Source organism: Marinobacter sp. JSM 1782161, assembly GCF_011421605.1.
Lineage (GTDB): Bacteria > Pseudomonadota > Gammaproteobacteria > Pseudomonadales > Oleiphilaceae > Marinobacter_A > Marinobacter_A bohaiensis.
On the sequence record NZ_WSSA01000002.1, the window covers coordinates 851,314 to 877,120 of the forward strand.

At 59.2% G+C, this 25,807-nt stretch carries 16 protein-coding genes; 10 read left to right on the forward strand and 6 right to left on the reverse strand.

What is annotated here, in order from left to right; genetic code table 11:
- Window positions 1–112: 112 nt before the first annotated feature.
- The 4 genes from prsR (at window position 113) to GQB00_RS03745 (ending at window position 7,255) form a co-directional block, all read left to right on the forward strand.
- Window positions 113–1,489 carry a PEP-CTERM-box response regulator transcription factor gene (gene prsR / locus GQB00_RS03730; RefSeq protein ID WP_165855265.1) on the forward strand — a complete coding sequence of 459 codons (1,377 nt, stop codon included), beginning with the start codon at window positions 113–115 and terminating at the stop codon, window positions 1,487–1,489.
- Window positions 1,490–1,537: 48 nt separating this feature from the next.
- On the forward strand, window positions 1,538–4,225 hold the full coding sequence (locus GQB00_RS03735) for a tetratricopeptide repeat protein (RefSeq protein WP_165855266.1): 2,688 nt from the start codon (window positions 1,538–1,540) through the stop codon (window positions 4,223–4,225).
- 145 nt (window positions 4,226–4,370) lie between these two features.
- Entirely contained in the window at window positions 4,371–5,066 is a 696-nt protein-coding gene (locus tag GQB00_RS03740; protein ID WP_111495993.1) for a PEP-CTERM sorting domain-containing protein, read from the forward strand.
- Between the two features lie 197 nt (window positions 5,067–5,263).
- Window positions 5,264–7,255 (forward strand): PA14 domain-containing protein, encoded by a 1,992-nt coding sequence (locus GQB00_RS03745; protein ID WP_165855267.1) that lies wholly within the window; start codon window positions 5,264–5,266, stop codon window positions 7,253–7,255.
- Window positions 7,256–7,273: 18 nt separating this feature from the next.
- Here GQB00_RS03745 and xrt read toward each other — a convergent pair whose 3' ends face one another.
- Together xrt and GQB00_RS03755 are read right to left on the reverse strand one after the other, a co-directional pair.
- A complete protein-coding gene (xrt, locus tag GQB00_RS03750) occupies window positions 7,274–8,845 on the reverse strand; it encodes an exosortase (protein ID WP_165855268.1) in 1,572 nt (523 codons plus the stop codon).
- Window positions 8,846–8,902: 57 nt separating this feature from the next.
- Window positions 8,903–9,877 (reverse strand): GNAT family N-acetyltransferase, encoded by a 975-nt coding sequence (locus tag GQB00_RS03755; protein WP_165855269.1) that lies wholly within the window; start codon window positions 9,875–9,877, stop codon window positions 8,903–8,905.
- A 188-nt stretch (window positions 9,878–10,065) separates the two neighbouring features.
- Here GQB00_RS03755 and GQB00_RS03760 point away from each other — a divergent pair, with 188 nt between their 5' ends.
- From GQB00_RS03760 to GQB00_RS03775, 4 genes are all read left to right on the forward strand, one after another.
- Window positions 10,066–14,598 (forward strand): kelch repeat-containing protein, encoded by a 4,533-nt coding sequence (locus GQB00_RS03760; protein ID WP_165855270.1) that lies wholly within the window; start codon window positions 10,066–10,068, stop codon window positions 14,596–14,598.
- 168 nt (window positions 14,599–14,766) lie between these two features.
- Window positions 14,767–15,744, forward strand: a complete 978-nt coding sequence (locus tag GQB00_RS03765; RefSeq protein ID WP_165855271.1) for a glycosyltransferase family 2 protein — start codon at window positions 14,767–14,769, stop codon at window positions 15,742–15,744.
- A 1-nt stretch (window position 15,745) separates the two neighbouring features.
- Window positions 15,746–17,266 (forward strand): lipopolysaccharide biosynthesis protein, encoded by a 1,521-nt coding sequence (locus GQB00_RS03770; protein WP_165855272.1) that lies wholly within the window; start codon window positions 15,746–15,748, stop codon window positions 17,264–17,266.
- A gap of 73 nt (window positions 17,267–17,339) precedes the next feature.
- Window positions 17,340–18,311, forward strand: a complete 972-nt coding sequence (locus tag GQB00_RS03775; protein ID WP_165855273.1) for a glycosyltransferase family 2 protein — start codon at window positions 17,340–17,342, stop codon at window positions 18,309–18,311.
- A 39-nt stretch (window positions 18,312–18,350) separates the two neighbouring features.
- Here GQB00_RS03775 and GQB00_RS03780 read toward each other — a convergent pair whose 3' ends face one another.
- Window positions 18,351–19,706 (reverse strand): O-antigen ligase family protein, encoded by a 1,356-nt coding sequence (locus tag GQB00_RS03780; protein ID WP_165855274.1) that lies wholly within the window; start codon window positions 19,704–19,706, stop codon window positions 18,351–18,353.
- Window positions 19,703–20,800, reverse strand: coding sequence for a glycosyltransferase family 4 protein (locus GQB00_RS03785; RefSeq protein WP_165855275.1), 1,098 nt, complete (start codon window positions 20,798–20,800; stop codon window positions 19,703–19,705). The genes GQB00_RS03780 and GQB00_RS03785 overlap by 4 nt, the downstream gene beginning before the upstream one ends.
- Before the next feature lie 201 nt (window positions 20,801–21,001).
- On the opposite strand from GQB00_RS03785, the gene GQB00_RS03790 reads away from it, so the two are divergent.
- A complete protein-coding gene (locus GQB00_RS03790; protein WP_165855276.1) occupies window positions 21,002–22,033 on the forward strand; it encodes a hypothetical protein in 1,032 nt (343 codons plus the stop codon).
- A gap of 120 nt (window positions 22,034–22,153) precedes the next feature.
- Entirely contained in the window at window positions 22,154–23,395 is a 1,242-nt protein-coding gene (locus tag GQB00_RS03795) for a glycosyltransferase family 4 protein (protein ID WP_165855277.1), read from the forward strand.
- Here the strand turns inward: GQB00_RS03795 and GQB00_RS03800 are convergent.
- Together GQB00_RS03800 and GQB00_RS03805 are read right to left on the reverse strand one after the other, a co-directional pair.
- Entirely contained in the window at window positions 23,354–24,463 is a 1,110-nt protein-coding gene (locus tag GQB00_RS03800; RefSeq protein ID WP_165855278.1) for a CapA family protein, read from the reverse strand. The genes GQB00_RS03795 and GQB00_RS03800 overlap by 42 nt on opposite strands.
- Entirely contained in the window at window positions 24,460–25,785 is a 1,326-nt protein-coding gene (locus GQB00_RS03805) for a CoF synthetase (protein WP_165855279.1), read from the reverse strand. Before GQB00_RS03805 ends, GQB00_RS03800 begins: the two co-directional genes overlap by 4 nt.
- Window positions 25,786–25,807: the final 22 nt, after the last annotated feature.

Below are 25,807 nucleotides of genomic sequence, written 5' to 3' on the forward strand. Positions count from 1 at the left end.
AAAACTCGTATCGTGGTGTTCAGGGCTTATCGCCTTCCAGGCCACGCCGACGCAGGTCAGGCGGGCTGCAGCACCAGACGTCACAGATCAGATAAAAGGATTTGGTTCGGTCGTGGATAAACGTCTACTGATTGTTGAGGATGACCCGGGTCTGCAAAGCCAAATGCGCTGGTGCTTCAACGACAGCATCGAAGTCATGGTGGCCAGCGACCGGGAATCCGCATTGACTTCGCTACGCCGCTTCGAGCCGCAAGTGGTCACCCTGGATCTGGGGCTCCCGCCCGACCCGGGGGGTGCCAGAGAAGGTTTTATCCTGCTGGAAGACATCATTCGCCTGGCGCCCAACACCAAGGTCGTGGTGGTTACCGGCCGGGAAGACCGGGAAAACGCCGTGCGGGCCATCGGCATGGGGGCCAGTGACTTCTATCAGAAGCCGCTGGATCCCGACATCCTCACCTTTGTCGTCAACCGCGCGTTCCGTCTGGCGGAGCTGGAAAAAGAAAACCGCGAGCTGGTGCTCAACCGCAACGGCACCTCCATCAAGGGGATTGTCGCCGCCAGCCCGCAGATGATCTCCCTGTGCCGCATGGTCGAGAAAGTCGCACCGGCGGACGTCACCACCCTGATCATGGGCGAGACCGGTACCGGCAAGGAGCTGCTGGCCCGCGCCATCCATGACCTCAGCCATCGCGCCGGCAGCACCTTTGCGGCCATCAACTGCGCCGCCATTCCGGAAAATCTGCTGGAAAGCGAACTCTTCGGCTTCGAGAAAGGCGCCTTCACCGGCGCCACCCAGAGCAAGAAGGGCAAGATCGAGATGGCCAACGGCGGCACCCTGTTCCTGGACGAAATCGGGGACATGCCCATGCCGCTTCAGGCCAAGCTGCTGCGGTTCCTGCAGGAGCGCGTCATCGACCGCGTCGGGAGCGTCAATCCTGTGGAGGTCGACGTACGCGTCGTCTGCGCCACCCACCGGGACGTGGAACAACTGGTGGCCAGCGGCGAGTTTCGCGAAGACCTGTACTACCGCATCAGCGAAATCACCCTGGAAGTGCCCGCCGTACGCGAGCGGGACGGTGACGCCATCGTGATCGCGCAGTCGCTGCTGAAAACCCTCAGCCGGCAACTGGAACGTCCCCAACTGGGCTTTGCCGACGATGCCATCCAGGCCATCCAGTGCTACGGCTGGCCCGGCAACGTCCGCGAGATGATCAACAAGATCAAGCGGGCGACCATCATGGCCGAAGGCAAGCGCGTGACCGCCAAGGACCTGCAACTGCGCTCGGAACAGGTGGCCCACGACGGCAACGTCCTGAACCTGCGACAGGTCCGAGAAGAGGCCGAGCGCGGCGCCATCAACCATGCCCTCCAGACCAGCAACTACAATATGGCTCAGGCGGCGCGGCTGCTGGGGATCACCCGGCCCACGCTCTACAACCTGACCGACAAATACAAGATCGAGACCTCCCCCGCCGTCTCAGACGCGTGATGCGGGCGGGCAAGGACTTTCCGGCGAGTGCATGACAAGGACTTTTCCATGACCCTGAAGATGTTGTTCCGCATTACCCTGCTGGCTTCGGCGATGCTGTTGTTCCTGACCGGCTGCAGTGACGGCGAAGAAGAAATGAGCCAACAGGAGATCCAGTACCTGAGCCACCTGGATCAGGCCCGTTTCTTCCAGCGCCAGGGCGAACTCAAGGCCAGCACCCTGGAAGCCCGCAGCGCGATCGAGCTGAATCCCGGTGAGGTCGAACCCTACTTCATCATTGTCGACAACCTCGTGGAAGCCGGAGACGCGGTGACGGCCGCCCGCCAGGTCAAGGAGATCGACAAACGACTCGACGGTGAGAACACCCCGGACAGCGTCCACAACCGCATCCAGTTGATCCTTTCCCGCACTCACCTGATGCGCCGCCAGAGCGAAGCGGCACTCGAAGCGCTCAAGGGCCTTCACAATCCGGACCGCACCCAGGCCGTCCAGGCGGACCTGCTTCGGGGCGATATTTTCCTCGACGAAAAGCAGCTGGATTCTGCCCAACAGGCCTATCAATCGGCCCTCGACGCCGACGGCTCTTCGGTCCCGGCCCTGATCGGGCTGTCGAAGGTGGCCCATGCCCGGGATGACAGCGCCCAGGCCGATCAGCGGATCGCCAAGGCTACCGAGATTGACCCCAACTACCCGGAGCTGTGGCTGTGGAAGGCCCAACTGGCCAAGGCGCGGGAACAGTGGAACACCTCCGAAGAAGCCTACATCCGAGCGTTGGAAGATATCGGCCAGTACGACATCATGACCTACCGCAAGTACACGACCATCTCCTCGCTGATCGAAGTCCTGCGGGAACAGGGTAAATCGTCGGAAGCCTTCGTCTACGAAGAAATCCTCGCCAAATCGGCACCGGGTACCGTCAAGAGCAACTTCGCCGCCGCCCAGGAGGCCTATCACCAGGGCAACCTGCCGGAAGCCGCACGCTACCTCAACGAGATCCTCAAGCAGGTGCCCCACCACGTCCAGAGCTCGGTCATGCTGGGCATGATCCGTTTCCAGCAGGGCCGGGTGGAAGAAGCCGAAGAGCTGCTCGCCCCCATCGCCCAGGCCCAGGATTCCGCCGCTGCGAGCAAACTGCTGGCGGCCGCCCAACTGCGTCTGCAACGCCCCGAACAGGCCCGGGAACTGCTTGAAAACCTGAGCGACGAACAGGCCGACCCGGGCGTACTGGCGCTGATGGGTATCGCGTCACTGGCCGCCGGCGACACCGTGGCCGGCCGCGAGTACATCGAGAAGTCGCTTGAGCTGAATCCCGAGAACACCGACCTGCGGTTGCGCTACGCGCGCTATCTGATCGGCCAGGGCCAGACCGCGGATGCCATCGAACAGGCGTCGGCCGTGATGGATACAGCGCCAGACAACGACCAGGCCCGGGCCCTGATTGTCGACGCCTACGCCAAGGCCGGTGATATCCCGGCCGCCGAGGAATCGGCCGCCGCCTGGGTCAAGGAACAGCCGGACAACGTCAGTGCGCGGATCATCAGCGGTGGTCTGGCCGCCGCCGGCGGCGATAACGACCAGGCCCGACAGTATTACCAGCAGGCCCTGGAACTGTCCGATACCGACCCACGGGCCAATAACGCGCTGGGGGCCCTGGCGGCCACCGAAGGCAACCCGGAGGAAGCGGCCAGGCAGTTTAAGGCCGCAATTGCCAGGACTCCGGACAACCGCCAGTCCATCCAGGGGCTGGCCCAGGTCAGCTCGCCGGACGCGCTGCGCCAATATCTGGAGTCGGTCGCCCAGGAACACCCGGACGCCGTGGCACCACGCCTGGCGCTGCTGGAGCTGGCGCTGCGCGCCCAGAACATCACCCGGGCTGACGAGCTGGCCGCGCGCCTGCTCGAACCGGTCAGCGAGACCGAGCTGTCACCGCACACCCAGGCGGTGGCCGACATCTACGGCGGCGTAGCCGGGACCAAGCTGCAGGAAGAGGACACCAGGGCCGCCCTGGCCATCATGCAACGGGCCCAGGTGCTTTTCCCCGACAACGAGAAAGTCACCCTGCAAACCGCCAGGGCGTATTTCGACGCGGGCAACCCGGACAAGGCCCGGGAGCTGATCCGAGACGCGCGACTGGCTCACCCGGATTCCGCGACGCCCTACCTGGTCGAAGCGACCTACGAAAAGGAGCAGGAAAACTACGGCAAAGCGGCCGACCTTTACGAGCTGGCGCTGGCCAAGGACGACTCCCCTCGCCTGACTTTGCTGTACGTGGGCGCGCTGCAGCAACATGGCCAGAACCAGCGCGCGATCGACACCCTGGAGAACGCGACCGGGCGCTACCCCGACAACCCCTCCCTGGAGCTGCGTCTGGCGATGGCGTACCAGTCCGTCGGTGAGAGCAAGAAAGCCATCGACGCCTACCAGTCGATTCTCCAGGGCTCACCACGGAACGTCGTGGCGCTCAACAACCTGGCGTGGCTGTATCATGAATCCGGGAAACAGGACGCCCGGGCGCTTGCCGAGAAAGCATACAGTCTCGAGCCCGACTCCGCCGCGGTCGCCGATACCTACGGCTGGATCCTGTTCCAACAGGGGAACCATACGGAAAGCCTCCCCGTGCTGGAAAAAGCCTACGCCCTGTCACCGGACACCCCGGAGATAGCCCAGCATCTGGCGGAGGTTTACCGCACCACCGGGCGCTCCGAAGACGCTGAGAAGATTCTCTCCCGGCTGTAACGGCGGGCTCGAGGCCGTCAGCATTCTTTACAATGCCGTTTTTGTACACACGTACTAGTTTGATGATTTTTTGATCATTCCAGGCGAATGGCACGCTACTGGCTCAGTTTTTCTGGTATCCGAACCGGCAGGAGGAGGCTCCGCCATGGGTATCAGAACCGCAGGATTGGCTCTCGCAGTGACAACAGGGATGCTGCTGGCGCCGACGCTCAACGCAACGGTGATCAACGCCGTTGATATCGCTTCCGGTTACGGCGGCGGCCTGACCTTCACCGCCACGGGTGGCGAGTTGGGCACCAAGACCGAATACGGCGTTACGGCAGCCGGCGTTGGCGTAGCCGGGGATGCCTCCGGCAACGAGATTGGCCTGCGTGAGAGCCTGACCGCCAGCTCCGCCAGCGGCTTCGAGCTCGGCGGCTTCACACTGGCGTTCCTGTACGATGGACCGGAATTTTCCGACGTCGAGGAAATTGCCCGGATCACGGCCTACTTCCTTGATGGCAGTTCCAGCGTCGCGATTCTCAAAAATGAATACATGAGCCCCGGCGATGAGTTCCTGACGCTAACCATCGACGGCAGCAGCAGTTCCGCCGCCATCACCGCGTCCAGCGCCGAAACCGGCTCGCCAGGGCTGGTCTCGGTGGGATCGATATTTGGCAACACCCTGATCGGCTCACTCACGTTCGATGCGCTCTACTCCGATACGTGCGGTATCGGCGCCTGCACCAACCAGAGCGACTTTTCCATCATGCGCATCATGACGGTACCGGAGCCCGGAACCTTGGGATTACTGGCACTGGGACTGGGGCTGCTGTTCCTGGCCGGCCGTCGCCGGAGCTGACATGACACGCATCAAGCTGATCCCGGAGCCTGTTCCGGCCCCGGGATCAGCCACGCCTGCACAATCCTCGCTCATGGTTTATCGGAATAACGTCACAGCCCAAAGATCAAAAGATTCCTAAATTCACGTGGCAGGCGTCGGTGAGGGGAACAATACTTCTTGTAACCTATTCTCGCTGCGCTGATTTCAGGTGACTTATGCTCAACGGAAAACATTTCCTAATAGGTGGCACCCTCGTTTTCATGCACGGCTGTCAGTTATGGCCTTCTGACGATGTTCAGGACTTACCGCCAACCGCAGCCATACCCGCCAGCAGTGAGCCGGGGTATGTTCAACTGAGAATCTGGACGGGCATCAGCGGCTCCGATGTCGCCGACCTGACCAGCATCGAGGCCTACCCCAACAACCCGAACAGCGTCGAAGAGATCACCAGCCTCGTTAATGAAGGGGCCAGGGGCACCAACTACGGCAGCCTGGTCAAAGGCTACATCGAAGCGCCCAGCAGCGGGGAATACACCTTTCACCTCGCGGGTGATGACGAGACGCAACTGTGGCTGAGCTCCGACGAGTCTTCGGGCAACATCCAGCAGATTGCATCGGTTCCCAACTACAGCCAGCCGCAGGTGTTCGACAAGTACGCCTCCCAGACGTCCGGCGTCCAGACGCTGGAGGGGGGGCAACGCTACTACTTCGAGATCCGGCACAAACAGGGCAACGGCGGCAACCATTTCGCGGTAGCCTGGGAAGGGCCGGGCCTTTCCCAGCAGATTATCGGCAGCGAATATCTCTACAGCGAAGGACAATCCAGCAATTACGATGACCAGAGCGCCGCGGAATCCTATTCCCTGGGTTACCGGGTGGGCTATTTCGACGCCGAGCAAGGGCTGGCCTTTGCCCCGGACTTCCCGCCCATGGACAGCGACCTGGATGGCATCTACGACAACTGGGAAACCGTCAACGGCCTGGACCCCAGCAACTCCGACGACGCCGCTTCCGACCCGGACGGCGACTTCCTGACCGCCGCCGACGAGTTCCTGATCGGAACGTCCGAGAATAACGCCGACACCGACGGTGACGGCATCCCCGACGGCCAGGAGTTCGCCTACAACCTGGATCCGCGAGATGGCACCGATGCGGCCAGGGATGCCGATGACGACGGTTACAGCAACCTCGAGGAATACCAGGCCGGCACAGACCCCAACAGCAGCGATGAAGTGCCCGAAGAAGACGTTCCGGATACTGGCACCGGGGCTACCGTTGCCGGTTTCGTGGGCCAGTACTTCGATGGCACCGACTTTGACACCTTCGTCAGCTACCGGACCGACGGCGTCGTCGATTTCGACTGGGGCAGCAGCGCCCCGATCAGCGGCGCCCCGTCCGATCAGTTCAGCGTGCGCTGGGTGGGCCAGTTCACCGCGCCTCACGGCAGCGGCTCGCGGGACTATGAGTTCATCACCAACACCAATGACGGGGTCCGTCTCTACCTGGATGGCGAGTTGGTGATCGACGACTGGTCCGAACATCCGACCACGGAATTCAGTTACAGCCGAAGCCTGGCCGCCGGCGAAACCGTGCCAATCACCATGGAGTACTTCGAAGGTTCCGGCAGCGCCGAGGCCCATTTCACCATCATGGATCAGGCGGACAACAGCGAGGTGGACGTCCTCGGAACTGTCATCACGGCCGAGCCGGGCAGCGCCAGCACGCTGGACTCCGACGAGGACGACATCCCTGACGCCTGGGAGATCGCCTACGGGCTGGCTCCTTTCCGGGACGACGCCACATCCGTGTCCAATGACAGCGGCGTGACCAACCTGCAGGCGTACGAAAGCGGTCTGGATCCCTACACCCTGGAGTCGACTTCCGGCGACACCGGTGGCGATGAAGGCGAAACCACCGAACCGGAACCTCCGGTCACCGATGTGACCGGCGAAGTCACCCTGTCCTGGACCGCGCCTTCGACCCGCCTGGACGGCTCGTCGATCGACCTCAGCGAGATCGATCACTACCTGATCAACTACGGGCAGTCTTCCGGTAACCTCGATCAGTCAGTGGAAGTCTCATCCGCGGACACGTCCTACACCTTCGACGGGCTGGACAGCGGCACCTGGTACTTCACCGTTCAAACAGTCGACAGCGATGGCCTGACAAGCCCCGAATCGGATGAGGTGTCTCAGACTGTCGAATAGTGTTTAGCCCATCGCCCCTCAGCCACCGGGGCTACGGGAACCGTAGACACGATCGAGATAGGCTCGCGCCTGGGACTGGATCCCGGGCGCGGCCGTTTCCAGCAACTCCGTCCCGTCGCACGCCTGGCAGGTCACCCCAATCACCAACAACGACGCGTCGCTGCGCCGGTTGAACATGCCCGGCAGCTGGGCCAGTTTGGCCTTGAGCTCAGAACTCTCCCAGCGGCCTTCCACGTAATAGCCATAAGCCAGATACACCGGCTGCCCCTGCCCCCGCTCAGCGATGGAAAGCCCTGCCAGGGTGCCGGCCGGCGCCTCCCCCAGGCTGAACGTCCGATCCGGGATGAAATGCTCGGCGTCATACAGTCGGTTGCCGTACTGCACCACCTCAGCTCCCGGGCGCTGGAAATCGTAGCTGTACAGCCCCACGAAGTAGCGCGGGCGCTGTGCGGCGTCGGAATCCTCGATGCCGTCCCGCTCGACGTACGTTGCCTCGAAGCGACGATCCGGCTGTTCGATGATGGGCTGCCAGCCGGCCAGGTTGCTGGAGAACAGCGGCATCCAGCCATCCCCATCGACAAGCTGGATATTCCGGTGCGTGGGATCGACCGGGCGATGCCCCTCGGCAAAGCTGGTCGGCAGGAAAAGCGCAGCCAGCGCCAGTAGCGGTACCGAAGAGGCGACCAGCCCGGAAAACACCCGCAGCCGCCCTGCCCCGAACTCACTGCGGCTTGCCGGGTCATCAGTGCGTTCATCCCGGCGGGCCTCACGGTGTTCCAGCCAGCGCGCGATCAGGAACACCGGGACCAACGTGCCGGCAAACACCCACCAGCCAAAGGTATCGTGATGATTCACCAGCGGCGACGTCATGTCTGAGGTGTAGCCCACGTAGATGATGACGAACACTCGAATCCAGTTCGCCGCCAGCGCCAGCGCCACACCGACCGCAACCAGGATCACGCGGCTCTGCAGGTGGCGCAGGTTAAGCTCACCGTAGAGGAACGTCAGCGTCAGCCCCACCAGCAGATAGCGCAGCCCGGAACACCCATGCGCGATCTCGAACGCTCCTACGCCCGGGAAATAGACGAAAACGCCCTCCACCGAGAAATCGATGCCCAACTGCGAAAAGAAGAGCTGGTTCACCGCCACCGTAACCAGCTGCAGCGGCCAGGCGAGGTAATCCAGGAATGGAATTGTAAAGACGATCAGGCCGACGGGAATCAGGAAGGGAATCGTCTGGCGCCAGCCCCACTGAACGAGCAGGCCCGAAAACAGGATGGGCAGCAGGGCCACCTGCTGGAACGCCTCGATCAGGAGCAGGCTGCCAACGGCGTAGACCGCAACGCTCAACAACAGGGGCAAAATCCAGGGCCAGTAGAAACCGGTGCGGGGGCGAACCTGGCGGAGTTTGCGGTACGTCAGTCCAAGGCACACCGCCAGGACCAGGAAGCCGTGGGAATAGGCCTCGTTCCATTTTGTCCAGCGTTCGACGATGCCGACCAGCGCCGGCCAGGTCCCAACGGTAAACGCCAACAGGAAAATGATCGGTGACCAGACACTCAAACGTGAACCGATATCGGTGCGCGCCATACAGAAATCCCTAGACTGTCCCGGAAAAACGGAGGCGGGCCCTGCGCCCGACCACCGTCAGAGTCGTTCCTTGAGCCGGTACAGCCCTTTGGCCCAGGCACTGCGTACCAGCATGACGGACACCAGCTCGCAGCTGTCCGTCGCGATAGGCCTTTTATAGTTACAGTTCTTGCCCGATCCGGCCAGCAAATCGAACTGGTGCACCGCGTCATCGTGGAAAGCATCCTCGATGGCATAGCCCAAGTGTAACGAGCCCAGCGCCAGCTTGCGGTGAAAATGTTCGAGGAAGCCGGACTGGATATTGTAGAGACAGCCCCGGTAAACGACGTTATACAGTACGGAGACCGGTTGTGGGCCGCTCCAGAGAATGCTGAGCCGCGGTTGGCCGCCTTCGAGAGGCACGTTTTCCAGAAAGCGCCGGTGGAACGCCAGGCTCGCGTCACTGAAACACGGCTGGCCCCACCGGTCGCGATGAAAGCCGTTGAGCAGCTCGAAAAAGCGGTTGATGTCGTCCGGGAAAGCGTTGGTCTGCCGGACCTCGGCAAGGCCCTCAAGCACCTTACGCCGATTGAAAAAGCGCAGCCGGGTGTTGCGGCCAAGGTTTGTCTGGTAAGCATCGAAAGGGCCGCGGGTGTCGATCTGGTAGGCGGTATCCCTGGCCACCTCCCGCCATAGCCAGCCGCGCTCCTCGGCCAGGCGTTGCAGACACTGAAAGTCCACCGACGCCTCGGGCACGTCACGGAACACCGCCTCGCTCCAGGCGGTCCGGTCAAGCACCTGCAACGGCGCGTCACCGGCTGCCGTGTCATCAAGACCGAAACCGTTGTATTCCGTTCGTGGCGTCGACAGCCGGCGATAATTCGTGCCCACGAACTGCAGGCAGCGCACGGGCAACACACCCTTGAAACGATAGCGGTCGATATAGAGACCGGAGCCATCCTCGGCTGGACGAGCCACTTTCGAGAAGCCGGGAGTTTCTCCCCATATCGCCCACCAGGCGTCCTGCCATGCCCGGGTCTGGAAAAGACTCATAGCCTCGGCATTTCCTCATGCATGGGGCTGACCAATCGTTGTCGAAAAACCTTACATTCCTGTAAGAATTCACCGGTTTCGAGTGAGGTTATCACATTGTTCTAGAAGTGCGTTATCGCCTATGGCACTCCTGATGCTGCTAATGCCACTGGACATCGCGTTCGGATCCAGCGGGAGGTTATGGTCCCATGAAACTGACAACCCAGGCATTACGCTCGGCAGCTTTTTTCCTGACGTTTACCGGCGGTTTACGCCGCATCGTGGTTTCACTGTTACTCATTGTCAGCGGGCTGACGCTGGCCGGCCAGGCTCTGGCCGTCCCATCGCTGATGGTCAGCTCCTTTCCCAACCGCTCTGCGCCAGCGAGCCTCTCGGGAGCGGAGCTGTCAGGGCTGACCTATATCTTTACGACCACGGAATCCGGCATCACGAAGGTGGACTTCTATCTGGACAACCCACCTCCGTCATCCCCCCGCAAGACCGAGTTCGTCAGTCCCTATGACTTCAACGGCACGGCGCCGAACGACACGGCCATACCTTTCGACACCCAGACGATCAACGATGGCCAGCACACCGTTTACGCACGGGTCACCTACAGCGGTGGCGTCACGGAACTGGTGTCCGCCGCCTTTGTGGTGGACAACGCCGCTCCGGCGTTCGAGTTCTCGACCAATACCCTGAGCTTCACCGCCGCCGAGGGAGACAGCGACACGCTGACCGCCTCGGTGGGGCTCGATACCGCCGCCGGCACGACGGCGGATTTCAGCATCAGCGACAACGCCACCTGGCTGTCCGTCAGCCCCACCTCCGGCACCACGCCGGGTAACCTGACGGTCACAGCCTCGCCGGACGGCCTGACAGCCGGCTCCTACAGCGCCGTGATTACCGCCTCGGGCGACAATGTCGCCAGCGACCAGATCAACGTCAGCCTGGAAGTGACTCCCGCCCCCAGCGGCGATTACAACCTGCTGGTCAGCACCAATTCGAGCCGCAGCGGTGCCTCCGCACTGCAGGGCGCGCAGGTGGCCGGCGACATTTTCGTGTTCGTTCCGGACAACGGCAGCATCAACCGCGTGCAGTTCTATCTGGACGACGCCACCAAATCCGGCAGCCCGATCCAGACCGAAGGCCTGCCGCCTTATGATTTTGCGGGCACGGCGCCCAACGACACCGCTTATCCGTTCGACACCACCACCCTGGCGGACGGCAGCCACACCATTACCGCCGTCGTCCGGGATGACGCCAACACGCTCCACGAGACCACGGTTTTCTTCGAGGTGCTCAATGACGCGGTGGCGCTGAGTTTTTCACCCACGACCCTGGCCGGATCCCGGCACATCGATAACGACGATGTGCTGGAGCACACCGTCAGCCTGTCCGCCAGCGACGACTCCGGCGCCAACTTCGCGCTGTCATCCAACGCCGCCTGGCTGAGCGCCAGCGGCAACTCCGGCAGCACACCGGCCCAGGTCACCGTCACCGCTTCCCCGGTTGGCCTCAGCGTCGGCACCTACACCGGCACTGTCACCGCAGATGCGGATGGCTATGCCGATGCGAGCCTGACCTACACCCTGACCATCACCGACGATCCGGACGGTCTGGTCGCGGCGCCGGCCAGCCTGACCTTTAGCGGCTCCCCGGACTCGCCCATCGCCTCGCAATCGGTGGACATTTCCCACTCCATGAGTGAGACCCACGATTTCACCGTCAGCACCAACATGCCCTGGCTGTCGGCGTCGCCCCCGTCGGGTACCACGCCCCAGATCATCCAGGTCAGCGTGGATGCCTCGGGCATGGCGGCGGGCAATTACGCCGCCACGGTGACGATCACGGCCTCCGGATTCCCGGACCTGGACATCCCGGTCACCCTGTCGCTCTCCAGCAGCGGTAACTGTGCCCCCATCTCCTGCACCGACGTCCGCGTCGAACTGCCCTACCAGCTCAGCTTTACCGAAAGCCAGGGCTACCTGATGGACAGCAACGGACTGGGCACCGGCTTTACCTGGATCGACCAGCCCGATTCCGGCAACGGCTATGTGCCCAGCAAGCTGGAGATGAACATCCTCGAGGGCGTGCTTTTGCTGACCACCAATTCCGGCATCCAGTACGCCGGCAATAACAACCAGGAGAACGCCCTGGGCGTTGGTTTCGCAGCGCCCAACCAGATCACCCGCATTACGGCGCAACTCCTGGACGTCCCCGCCGGCAGCGGTAACTACGAGCAGGCGGGGCTCTGGTTTGGCAACGACCAGGACAACTACATCAAGCTGGTCGCCCTGTCCCATCCCGCCGGACCACGTATCCACTATTTCATGGAGGTGGGTGGCCAGACCGTGGCCGAGAGAAACATCACCGTGAGCAACCTGCCCGGGCGCGATGTCACCTTCACCATGATCGTGAATCCCTACTCGCAGACGGTGGAGTTACGCTATCAGCTTGATGGCGGCACCAGTGTCCAGGCGGTCACCCTGACCCCGCCGGATGAGTTCTTCAGCTTCGATGCGGCCGGCATAGACCCGCAGATCGGCACCCGCAGCTTCACCGGCATCTTCGGTACCCATCGCTATGCGTCCTCACCGATGGTCTACCGGTTCGACGACTTCACGCTGGAAGTGGGCGGCACACCCCTGTCGCCGGATTCCGGCATCGAGTTCCTGCGCAACAGCTACGACCTGGACTACCCGACCTCCATGGTCTGGGGACCGGACGACCGGCTGTACGTGTCACAGCTCTTCGGCAGTATCCAGGCGCTGACGTTCGATGAGGACTACAACCTGGTCGATACCGAAACCATCACCTCGCTGCAAGACGCCCTGGGTCCGCGCCTGACCCTGGGCATCACGGTGGGGCCGAACGCGACCGCGGGCAATGTCGATCTGTGGCTGGCCCACTCCAGCCCGTCGATCGACGACGGCGAGCCCAACTCGGGGATGATCACGCGGCTGTCCGGCAGCGGCTTTAACCAGGTCGACAACATCATCACCGGCCTGCCCCGGGCCAAGGCCAACCATTCGATCAACTCGATTCACTTCGGGGATGACAACCGCCTGTACATCGCGGTCGGAGGCAATACCGGCGCCGGTGCCCCGAACAACTCCAACTCGGAGTTCGGGGACATGCAGGAGCAGCCCCTGAGCGCGGCCATTGTCGTGGCGGATGTCTTCGCCGCCGGGTTCGACGGCACCTGCGCGAATACCAGCAACATTTTCGGGCCCCCACCGTGTGACGTGGAAACCTACGCCACCGGCCTGCGCAACAGCTACGACTTCGTATTCCACAGCAACGGCAGCATGTACGCCACCGACAACGGCCTGGGCGTAACCGGCACCTTCCCGCCCTCACCGGAACCGCCCTGCCTCGGGTTCGGCAGCACCGGCAGCTACCTGAACGGCGGCCACAACCCGGGTGAACAACCGGACCTGCTGTTGCGGATCGTCGAAGGCATGTACTACGGGCACCCCAACCCGTACCGCGACGAGTGCGTGTTCAAGGACGGCTCGTACCAGGGCGTTGCGCCGCTGCCCAACTACACCGAACCGCTGTTCAACCTGGGTGACCACAAGTCCTCCAACGCCATCATCGAGTACGACGGCGCCAGCGGCTGCGTAGGCGAGTTCCTGAACAACCAGTTGCTGGTCACCAACTACTCCATCGGCGACGACATCTACCGCGTGCTGCTGAACGAAAACGGCCTGCAGGCGGTGGAAGGCGCACCGCTGGTCAGTGGCTTCAACGATCCTCTGCCGATGACCCGCTCGCCGGAAGGCGTGCTGTTCGTGGGCGAGTTCGGCGGCGGTAAGGTCACGGTCCTGCAACCGGAAAGCCTGGGCTGCTGGGAAACACTCGCCCCGTTACCGGCACCGGTGCTGGATGCCGCTGCGGCCTCCGTCAACGGCCAGGTCTATGTGGTGGGCGGCAAGAACGGCAGCGGCCACCTCAATACGCTGCGCATCTACAACCCGGGCAGCGACAGCTGGAGTACCGGCGCATCCCTGCCAGGCGAAGGGGTTGAGAACCCGGCGGTGGTGGCATCCGGCGGCCAGATCTACGTGTTCGGCGGCTCCACGGCCCCATTCTCCGGCGCCGTCAACAACGCGGCGGTCTACAACCCGGGCAGCAACAGCTGGACCTCCCTGGCCGACATGCCGACGGCACGCGGCGGCGCAACGGCCCAGGCCATGAACGGGCTCATCTACGTGATCGGCGGCATGAACGCCCAGGGCTCGTCCCTGAACAGCGTGGACATCTACAACCCGTCTTCCGGCACCTGGCAGACCGGCCCGTCGATGAACGTACGGCGCGACAACGCGGCGTCGGCCCTGCTGGACGGCAAGATCTACGTGTTCGGCGGGCGGGAACGCAACGCCGACGGCAGCGTGCCCAACAACACCCTGGTGTCCGTGGAAATGCTCACTGGCCCATCGGCAAGCTGGAGCCTGCAGACCCCGATGCCCACCGGCCGCCGGGCCATGGCGATCGGCACGCTGAATGGCAAGGCACAGCTGATGGCCGGCGAGTCCAACCCCGAATCGCCCTCCGGCGTGTTCGAAAACAATGAGGAGTATGACCCGGTATCCAACACCTGGCGTCCGCTGACCCAGGTACCGACGCCCAAGCACGGCGCCGCGTCGGCCACGGTGAACGGCCAGGTGCTGGTCATTGGCGGCGGCGTCACCAGCGGCGACTCCTACACCTCATCCGTCGAAGGCATGACGTTCTAGGCAAACCTCTTCCCGGCGGCGCCGTCGACAAAACGGCGCCGCCGGGAGCACCTTCAAAAGCCCACGCCCCCCGAAAAATCCCCGCCCAGACGGTTCTTACGCCGGGGGCATTGGTCTATACTCAATCCCAACAATTAAAGGCGCGCTTTATCGACTGCAGGGAAGCCAATGCCTCCAGTATCCATCATTATTCCGGCCTTCAACTCCCAGGACTACATCGCCGAAACCCTCCGCTCCATACTCGACCAGAGCTACCAGGATTTCGAACTGCTGATTGTCGACGACGGATCGACCGACAGAACGGCAGAGGTGATCGGGACGTTCGAAGACCCACGCATTCGCTACATCCACCAGGCCAACAGCGGCCGGCCGTCGATTCCCCGCAATCGCGCCATTCGCGAAGCCCGGGGCGACGTGATTTTTATCTTCGACTCGGACGACCTGATGCTGCCGGACAAACTTCAGCACACGGTCGACGCCTTCGACGCCGCTCCCAGCGCGGGCATGGTGTTTACCGGATTTGCCTGCATCGATGAAGGCGGCCACGTCATCGACCCCGACTTCCTGGCGCCCTATGAGACACTCCACCAGTTACACAAGACCCAAGTCCGCGATGGAGCCTGGCTGATCGAATCCCGAACCGCTCTGCAGGGACTGGCACGCTCGAACTACGTCGGGACGTCCGGGGTCGCCATTCGCCGCCAGGTGTTCGACGCGGTCGGCGGATTCGACGAAGAAGTCCGCAACGCCGACGATGCCATCATGTGGCAAGCCGTGGCCAGCCAGTTTGATCTCGTATTCCTGCCGGCCATCTATCACCAGTACCGCGTGCGTTCCGGCAGTATCTCCCTGCGCAATATTGAAGACCGTGCGCCCGGCATCATCAAAGCCATCACCAAGATGAAACGCTTTCATCAGCACGACGCCACCGCCCTTGACGTCCTGGATGGCAAGATAGCGCGCTATTACCACGACATGGGCTATTCCTACTTCAGCCAGCTCCAGTTGCGGGAAGCGCGGGAAGCTTTTCGTAGCGCCCGGCGGCTGCGGCCGAGCAACGACTCGCTGTTCTACATCGCACTGAGCTACCTGCCGGCTCCGGCCATCCGCTGGCTCAAGAAAATCAAGCCACAGAACCGCTACTGACGTGTCCATCGCAACCACGCTCCTGAAAGGCTCCGTCACGCGAGTGTCGCAGACGTTCGTGTCGATCGCCGTCGCATTCTTCATGATGCCGTTCCTGATCCACGAGCTCGGGGATCACTGGTACGGCGTCTGGACCGTCGTTGGCAGTCTGGCGGCGGCCTACCACCTGTTCGACATGGGCATGGCCACCGCCGTAACGCGCTACGCCAGCCGCTTCCTGAAACTGGACGACCACCACGAAGCCAACCGGGTCGTCAACACCGCCCTGGCCATCTATCTGGTGATCGCCGCCGTCATTGCCGTGGCCAGTGTCGCCATCGGCTTCGCCAGCCGCTGGTTCTTCGACACGGAGGCGGACAAGGACATCATCCAGCTGTTGGTGATGATCATCGGCGTGTCGGTTGCGCTGGAATTCCCGTTCAACGCCCTCGCCGGCGTTGCGGGCGCACGGTTGCGCTTCCATCAGGTGGCGCTGGCCCGGATCGTGACCACACTGATCGGCGCCGGCCTGAACGTCTGGTTCATCAGCCACGGCTACGGCATCGTGGCCCTGGCCGTGATCACCTTTGCCACCGCGCGCCTGTCCAATTTGCTCTATTACCTGATCTGCAAAAGCGCCTTTCCGCAGCTTCGGTTCCGGCGTCGATTCATTACCCGGACCATGGGCAAGGAATTGTTTCAGTACAGCGCCTGGTCCTTCGTCATCGCCATTGCCTACCAGCTCCGCAATAATGTCGACAACTTCGTCATCGCCGGCTTCCTCTCCGCCGCCAGTGTCACGCCCTATGCCATCGGCGTGCGCCTGGTGGATTACCTGGCGCAGTTCCTGAGCCAGGCCACCAATATGTTCGTGCCGGTGTTTACCGGGTATCACGCCAAAGGCGAGCAGGCGGAAATGAACAGAAAGATGCTGTTCGTCACCCGCATCAACCTGGTGCTGGCGATGGTGGCCGGCGGCGGACTGGTGATCTTCGGCCAGGCCTTCATCGCCCGCTGGATGGGGCCGGATTACCAGATCGCCTACTGGGTTATGGTCGTCTTGTTGGTCGGGCGCATGATCGGCTTTGCCAACCATCCCCTGAACTCCGCCATGTACGCCATGAACCGGCATCAGGTCATCGCCAAGCTGGATCTCGTCGAGGTGGGCTGCAACCTGATCCTGAGCGTGATCCTGGTTCAATTCTACGGCCTGATGGGCGTGGCCTTTGGCACCATGATTCCCCTGCTCGTCTTGCGGATCGTCTTCCTTCCCGCCCTCGCCTGTCGCGTCCTTGGGATGCCGGCATCCGAGTACTATGCGAGCCTGGCGCGCCCGATCGCCGTCATGCTGCCGACACTGGCCATCGCCTATTATCTCGTGGGCCAGGCCGGAGATCTGACCAGCTACCTCACCATCTTCAGCTACGCGGCAGCCGTCGCCTTTGCCACCACGCTGATCGGCGTCAAGCTCAGCTTTTCGAGGGAAGAGAAAGATATACTGAGACAACTGATCCCACAGCAGCGCCTTAAAGCCCTTTTGTAGACCGGTCCGCTGCGGATTCGGGCCTGAGAAAGAAGGGTCAACACTAAAACGCTAGATTGGATGGACTCCTGGAATGGCACGCTCCACGGAACAACCGCTGGTTACGGTCATCATTCCCGCCTTCAACGCGGAACAGTATCTCGATGACACCCTGCAGAGCATAGAGGCACAGACTTACGCCAATATTGAGATCATCGTCGTCGATGACGGATCCACCGACAGCACGGCGGAGCTCGTCCAGGCCCATGCGCCACGCGTTCGCTATATCCATCAGCCCAATAGCGGGAGCTGTGCCGCGCCACGCAATAATGGCCTGAAGCACGCGCAGGGAGAGTTCATTACCTTCTTCGACGCGGACGACATCATGCTTCCGGAGAAAATCGCGCAACAGGTCCGCCAGTTCCAGGACCACCCCGACGCCGTTGCGGTCATCAGCAACTACCGGAATTTCACCGATACCGAGACGTCGGTGGACCATTTCGCCACCTGCCCAACGATCACCGCGCGACTGGCCGACTCGGGCCAGCAGGCCATCACACTCCCGTCCACCGAATGCCGCCGAATCCTGATCGACGAAAACTTCACGATCGCCTCATCGCCCCTGTTCCGCCGCTCCGTGGTGGACGCCGAACAGGGGTTCGACGTGTCCCTCAGGGCCTGTGAGGACTTCCACCTGATCTATCGGGTCGCGCTGAAAGGCCCTCTGGTCGTCGTGCCGGACGTCGGATTCGAGAGAAGACTGCACGACCTGAACATGAGCGGGGATCCGGAGCGGATGATGTTCAACTTCATCCGCAGCCGGGCGAGCCTGGTGCATCTGGAAACCACCCGGGAACTTCAGGACACCCTTGCGGATCTGGTACGTCATATGAAGCGGGAATTCCAGACCCTGCTGATTCGCAAAGGGAAACTGCGAGAGGCGTTCGGCCTGTTTTCACAGACCCTACCGCCAACCAGCCGCCGCGAACTCAAGCACGATGTGTTTCAGGGAACAAAGCTTTGTCTCACCGCCCTCGGATTACGCAAGGTGGAATGGCCGTCCTGACCGGATGAGTCATTCCCGCAGCAGGACGGCCGCAACGCGTTAGCGACGGGGGTGGTACTCGTTCACCCGGCCTGCCAGCGGATATTTATCGGCAATCGTGTTCCCGGACACAGGAACCAAAGACTTGCTTTCAGACTTCTCCTCCAGTTTCCGGTTCACCATATTCAGCAACACCACCGACAACCCGCCGAAGAAGTACCACTCATAGCTCTTCAGGCCATAGCTGGCGAGGCTGAACAGCAGGTTCATCAACAGCCAGACCTGCATGGCCTCGTTCGCCCGGAACAGGAAATCGTCCTTGGAAATCGTCCGTATCAGCCGCCCGGCCTTGAGGAAGTTCCGGATCATGGCCTGCAGGTAGAGAATGAACAGGATAAGACCAATCAGGCCAATCTCCTGCCAGATTTCCGCCCAGAGGATATGGGAAATCTGATCCTTACCGGCCACGTTCCAGTTGGCCTCCCGGGACGTGCCCAGGCCGTGCCCGATGATCGGGCGGTTCATGGCGACTTTGAAGTCGCTCACCCAGCCCTCGATTCGCCCTTCAGCGGAGGCCGATTGGCGAGTGTCGTGGCTGACGAGCGACAGGTAGCGGTCACGTTGGATGTCATTCAGGTTCAGAAAAATCACCGTTAAACCGGCAATCCCTATCATCGCCAGCAACGCCTTCCTCTTACTCTTCAGAAAAACGCCAAAGGCAATAATAGCAATGGCCAGCACCCCTGAGCGGGATAACGTAAGCCCCATGGTGTACAAGAGAACCGGGAAAAGAAGAACGTATAACGCGAACATCTTTCGGCTGATTGGAGCGACAACGTAATGCAGAAACGGTAAGACCGTCGCGATGATGAAAGCGAGGCCGTTTGGGTTGACTGTGTCTGACGGTGCGCCGGCAAGGCGACCGGCGTAATCCCCATCGCCGAGATAAGTCGCCGACCCCAGATACCCGGTCGTCACGTGCATGATCAAGGGCTCAAGGATACGAATCGTATTGCACGCAATAAAAACGAAGATAACCGTTTTTAAACGACGCTCATTTGAGACGAGATTGACGGTAAAGAAATAGAATATCGCGCCTTTTATGAATGCCACCATGCCGTTGTTGATGACAGAGCCAGGCCATTCGACGACGGGCAAGGTCAGGATCGCAAACACGAAAATAGCGAGCAGATACCTGGAAGCTGAATCCAGCCGCGTATCTTTTGTGGTCTTTACGCTCAGAATCAGGAAAGTGGTGAGGCCGACCAACAAGAAATCGAATCGAATGACGCCGAGAAAGCCCAATCTTGCCGGTAGGTGCAAAAAGAAGCTGATCAGGTAGACGATATACAGTCGGAATGCCAACTGCGTTTCAACGTCCGGGTCGCCTTTCATTCTTGCCTTTCGCAGCGTCATTGAGTGACCTTGGTGTAGAGCGCTTCAATTTCGGCTATCGTTCTACTGATATCGAACCTTTCAGCCGCTAAGGGTGCGAATCGCTTAAATTCCAGATCGCCGTCAGCGACCAACTCAGCAATGGCATTCGCCAGTGCCTCCGCGTCGCAGACCGGCACCACCTTCGCCGGCGTGTCCTGCAGAACCTCACGAAGCCCCAGACAGTTGGTGCCGACGAACGGAACACCTGCACTCAACGCCTCCATAGGCTGAAGGGGGCAGGCTTCCCAGAGTGAGGGCATGGCGATAACCCGGCATCCTTTCATCATTCCGGACACATCGGCCGTAAACGGAATGAACGAAAACGAAGCACCCAGCCCACGCCGGTCGATATCAATCTGCTCTTCCCTGATGAAGGCTCCTGATCCAAAACAAGCCACATGCACATTCTGCATGAGACCGTCTTTCTTTATGATTTCAATGGCATCGACGAGCACTCGAAACCCTTTTTGCCCCATGAAACGTCCAAAGAAACCGATCACTGGAACCTCGGGATCCAGATCGAGTGTCTCATTAAGGTTCTGAGGAGACGCTGAAACGAAACAGTCCGACTTGATACCATTGTAAATCACAACGGTTTTTTCGGTCGGAAGGCCGGGAAAAAAGTCACGCAGATTGGATTGGGCGTCGCTGGACACCGAATGCACTGCTGCACACCGGCCCAGGGAAAAACGCAAGACAGCCTTCTTGAACCAGCCTTTGCGACCCTTGAACTGGGCATCGTTAATAACATCATGCGAGGTGCACAGTAGCGGCTTTCGAGAGAGGATGCTCGGCAAGGTCGCGATAATATTTGACGTGAAGCCATGGGCATGGATCAAGTCAAATGACTGGCTTTTAACCAGTTTGAGCGAGGCTAAAAGCATGTTTTTTCCCTCGGCACCGTCAGGCGGGACAGTGACTATCGTTGCCAGACGTTCGCTGAGTTCCTCGCGAAGCGCTTTCATCCCCTCGGTTTCAACGGCAACGATAGAAAACGAAAACCGATTAGGTGGCAATTCATTTAAAACATAACGCAGGAAAGTCCGGATACCGCCAACGGGCCAACGAACCACAAGGAGAATCCTTACGGGACCGTTTACGACTACACTTGTTCTATTCGTCACCAAGAACTTCCTTATCGTGTTTATGCAAAATCGTTCCTAATAACTACGGCAACTTGGTGTAAGCTTTTTAAGAGTAGGTAAGCACAGGATCTGACGGCCTTTTCATTGGGATTGGGTAAAGTCTACAGCTGCATATTACCGAGGTGTATCATGATTCTGCAATTGCATTCGTTACGGCAAAAAATGCTGGCTGTCGCGATATTTGGTTTCTCAGCAAGTGTCTTCGCAGCCCCTTCCGTCAACTCAGTCTCCGGTGAGTTCACGAACGGTGGAACGATTACAATACAGGGGTCGGGTTTTTCCAATGCAGATGCCGTAACAGTGCTCTACGATACCGTCGATAATCAGTCTGTTTATTCAGCTTTAAGCGATGGAGCGGCTATTTCTGAGGACAACAGCCCTTGGACCCACACAAACGTATACGGCACTCCGATAAGCATTACGCGATCAGGTGACATGCGTTCATCAGATTCCAGTGCGGTTTATTACGGTGAAACAAAGTCTTACTTGGGTTGGCCGGCCGCACTCGAAAATCAGCAGAACAGAAAAATCTACATGTCATGGTGGTTCAAGCCCAACCAACGGGCCGACAGCGGCGGCTCGAACAAATTTGCCAGGGTTTGGGACCTAAGCGATGGAACCGGCACGAGGATCTCCTGGACTCAAATGCACATGACATTCAACGACGTGAACGACACTTCACCAAACTGGGCAACTACTCAACCGAACGCAAACGAGTGGAACCACCTTGAAATGTACGTCGACGCGGACTCCGGACTGATCCGCACCTGGCTCAACGGCGAACGCAAGCACAATGTGACCACATTTGAGAAAGCCAGCAACTCATCGGGATTAAGTGTCGGCTTGGTTGGGTTCGACCCAAGTATTGCCAGCAATTACGGCAACCTGAACTTCCGTATGACCGACATTTACGTTTCCAAGTCACAGGCCCGAGTCGAAATCTCTGATTCACCTACGTGGGATCCAACCAGTCACCGTGAATTGTTGAAGATCAACTCTTGGGATAGCGGTGAGATTCAAGCCGAAATGAATCTGCTCGGCTTTGACTCCTTCGCTAATCTTTATATTTACGTTGTCGACGAAAATGGTGATGCAAACCAATCCGGGTTTCCTGTCTGTGAAAAATGCCCTAGCGAGCCAGAGTCTTTGACCGTAGAGTAGATCGAAACCACGAAATATTCTCTCTGTGATGTAGAACGGTTGCCTTTCTTATCGGTAAAATTAAGTTAGGCAACTAGTCACAACGCTCTCGCATTTACGCTGGCTGAAAGGATTCCTTCGTTGAAAATTTTTCTGATTTACAAGGAAGATTACCCTTGGGACGTTCGAGTTGAAAAGCTGGCACTTGCACTGTCGGAATTCGGTCACTCGGTAACAATAATTTCAAACAACCATAAGCAAAACCAAAGCGAAAGCCTTCAGGGCGATATCGCGATACGCAGACTCCCTAACATCAAGTGGCTACCCAGCAAATTAATCAAGCTGGCTTTCTTGCCAGCCTGGTTCAACCCGATTTGGTTAATTTCAATTTTACGTTACTCAAAAGGTAGCGATTCGCCGCTTTTCATCATCAGAGACTTGCCCCTTATTCGCACAGGTATACTGTGCGCCAGACTCAGGCAAGGTAAAGTGATGCTGGATATGGCTGAGGTCTATCCAGAGATGTATGCATCTTCACGACAATTCTCCAGGAAAAACTCGTTGGAGAAACTTGCCAAGCATCCGGCGCTGGCGGAACGGTATGAGTCTCGAACCCTGCCAAGAGTCGACCACACTCTGGTAATGATTGAAGAATCTCGCAATCGCCTTCTTGGCAAAGGCATGTCTCCAGAAAAAGTTACGATCGTCAGCAATACTCCTCCGCAAAACAAGTACAACAGCCAGGTTCATGAGCATGAAGGTCATCAAATTCGCCTCGTCTATGTCGGCTTTCTTACCCGACTCAGGGGGCTGGATCTTCTAATACAGGGCGTAAAGCAGTTTATTGAGCTTGGGTACGATAAAAGCGATATACGAGTGGATATTGTTGGGAAAGGAGCCGCCCGTCAGGAACTCATTGATCTAGTCGCCACACTCGACGTCGGAGAATGCGTCAAGATCCATGGTTGGCTGGAACAGGAAGACGTAGATCGCTTGCTGGGAAATGCCAATGTTGGCGCCCTGACTTATCGGGTCTGCGGCCATTGGAACCACACCATCCCCAACAAAATCTTCGATTACATGCTCGCCGGTCTCCCTGTTCTCACAACGCCGGTCATACCGATTAGGCGGATCATCCAGGAAGCCGACTGCGGGCTGGTCTGCGAAGGAGATGATATTTCGAAAGCTATCGCTCTGAATCTCGAAAAACTCAGAGATCCCAGTCTACGGGAGCTTCTTGGCCGAAAAGGCTTTTCAGCCATTCAGGAGCAATACAACTGGGAGCAAGATAAAGCCAAGCTGGAACAGGTGGTCCGCGATCTCGCTTCAGAGCAACCAGCATCAAGTGCCCGTCAGTCGGCGCAACGCAGTACGAGCCAATGACTGCACGAAGAAGTGAAATGGGTACTTGTAAAAGTTCTTAAGGAAGTAACGATAGCTGGAATAGCGGAACGTTTTACGGGCCGCTTTATAAAGCTCGACATACTCCGATTCGGTTTTTGGTCGGCTTTCGAGGTTCGCGAAACGGTCCCAGGAAAGCAGAGAGTCAATCTCCTTGGCGTCTTCCTGGCCAGCAGCCTCCAGCGTCAGGCTGTCGCCAATCACCATGGGTACAAACTCGAATGCAGGCTCGGCCCCCTTTCGAAGGACCACGTTTGCGATCCCGGTGAGCTTGGTCTGCCGCCCCCACAGATCGAAGACAAAATTCCCCAAAGAATAGAAAATCAGGCCGTTCTTGTAACGCTCAATTGGCTGCAACACATGGGGATGATGGCCGAGAACAACATCAACGCCACTATCAATGAGCGCTCGACCAAACGCCACCTGCTGTTCGGACGGGAAGTCTATAAACTCAAGCCCCCAGTGCATCGAGCACACAAGAAACCCGTCACACTCGCTCCGCAAGGATCTTACTTCCTCAAGCAAATCCGCAAAATTTTCGCGCAAACTGTATTTAACAGGATCTTTCGTCCATTCTTCCGGCCGCATGGAGAACGCCACGAATAAGCTTCTTTCGCCAGTTTCGTGGACGTATTCATGGCAATTGGTACGACTCGATTCATTATCCAGTCCAATAACCGACAAGCCCTGTTCATGGAGTGAGGCCGTCATGTCTTCAAAGGCATTGCGGCCATGCTGCATTGCATGATTATTAGCCACTCCAACCACGCCGATACCTGCACTTTTCAAGTACCCGAGATGGTTCGGATTCCCCCTCATTTCAAAAGACGGCAGCCAGAAGCGATTAAAGCCTCGGTTGGTTGTTACCGTCTCCAGATTAGCGAGCGCGACGTCGGATTTCCTGAAGTATGGTTGCGCCGCCGCCAGGACGTTCGCCCCCTCCTTTTCGAAAGCCGTGCGCATACCATGCCCGACACACACAGGATGATCCCCTAGCGACACATCACCAACGGCTGAAAAACTTAAACTGGCGACGCTCTGATCCGTCATGACACTACTCCCGAAGAATGAAAAGCGGTGGAACAGTCGAGACCTTCTGCGTTGAGATACTGGGAAAAATAACCATTCTTACCAATCGCCCGGGGTTTCAGACTGGTATCACGCCATTCGACAGTCATGGATACGCTGCAGCGCTTGAACAGTTGCCTTTCGACAAATTCGCATAGGTGCTGTTGATCGTCCGGTTTTGGCTCCGTCGTTACCGCAACAATGCCGACCTCATGCTGCTCGATGGAAAAGGAGTACAGTCTGTTTTCCGCTGCCATGTAAGCATCCATTATTTTTGCAAACTCGACAGCGTGAAATTTTTTCATCCCCTCGCCATACGCGAACCGGTTGAGCGCACGTCCTTCGAGGCTCATCAGTGCGAGGTTATCGCCCAAATCTTGGCAACCTGCTCCACTTACTTCGCCAATATCTCCGATTCGGTAACGGGCGACGTCCTGTGACGCTCTTGCCACATCCGTGATTAACAGTTCCTGAAGATCGTTCGTCTCAACAACCAACCACGGATTCACCAAATGCCGATGCCCCGATCGGCATTCGAATGCGACTATGTCAAACTCTGTCGCTCCGTATTCTTCGGCAACCTTGCAGTTGAAGGACTCCTCGATAAATCGCTTCTGGCTCGGAAGTACGGTTTCAGCTGTACAGACCACCAAAGATAGTCCCGTCGGTCGGATCTTTTCACGCTTCAGAATTCGGGCGGCCTCAAGAATCAGCGAGGCATACCCGTAAACATAATCTGGCTTCCACTTCAGCATCGCTATAACCGCATCGGTCGCGTGATCGCCCACAGGGTGGAACACACGTCGATTAAGCACGAAATCACGAACCCGGTTTTTTATCCCGCTGTTCGGGCGACCCCATAGCCTGGCTTCTCTCATGCCAAGCCGGACGCCATAGTGACGGAAGCAGTACTCCCGGACGCCAAGCATGCGTGCCAACTCCACGGTATCGAGCTCCACATGGGTGGGGTCACCAGTGGTCCCCGCCGTGTGGCGAGAGAAGCTGCCTTTAGCTTTACGACCTGTAGAAGGCTTCCCAAGGCTTTTTTTACCCATGACCGGAGCGGTCCTGAGCCCTTCCAAAGAATCAATGGGCTGCCCTTCGGCGTTCAATGGCTTGTTATCACGTAGCTGCTTGTCCAACATCCGGCGCCTGTCGTGCTCGCCCAGCGACCAGAGCGTCGCTACCTCTTGGTAACGGCGCTCCAGATCGATACCGAGGACACGGAAAAACAACCGCGTTAGATAAAACCGGAACCGTTTCGCCATATTTTCCAGAACGCCCGCGGGGCGCTTGGGTGTCATCGCATCCTGTCGCTCAGTGGGT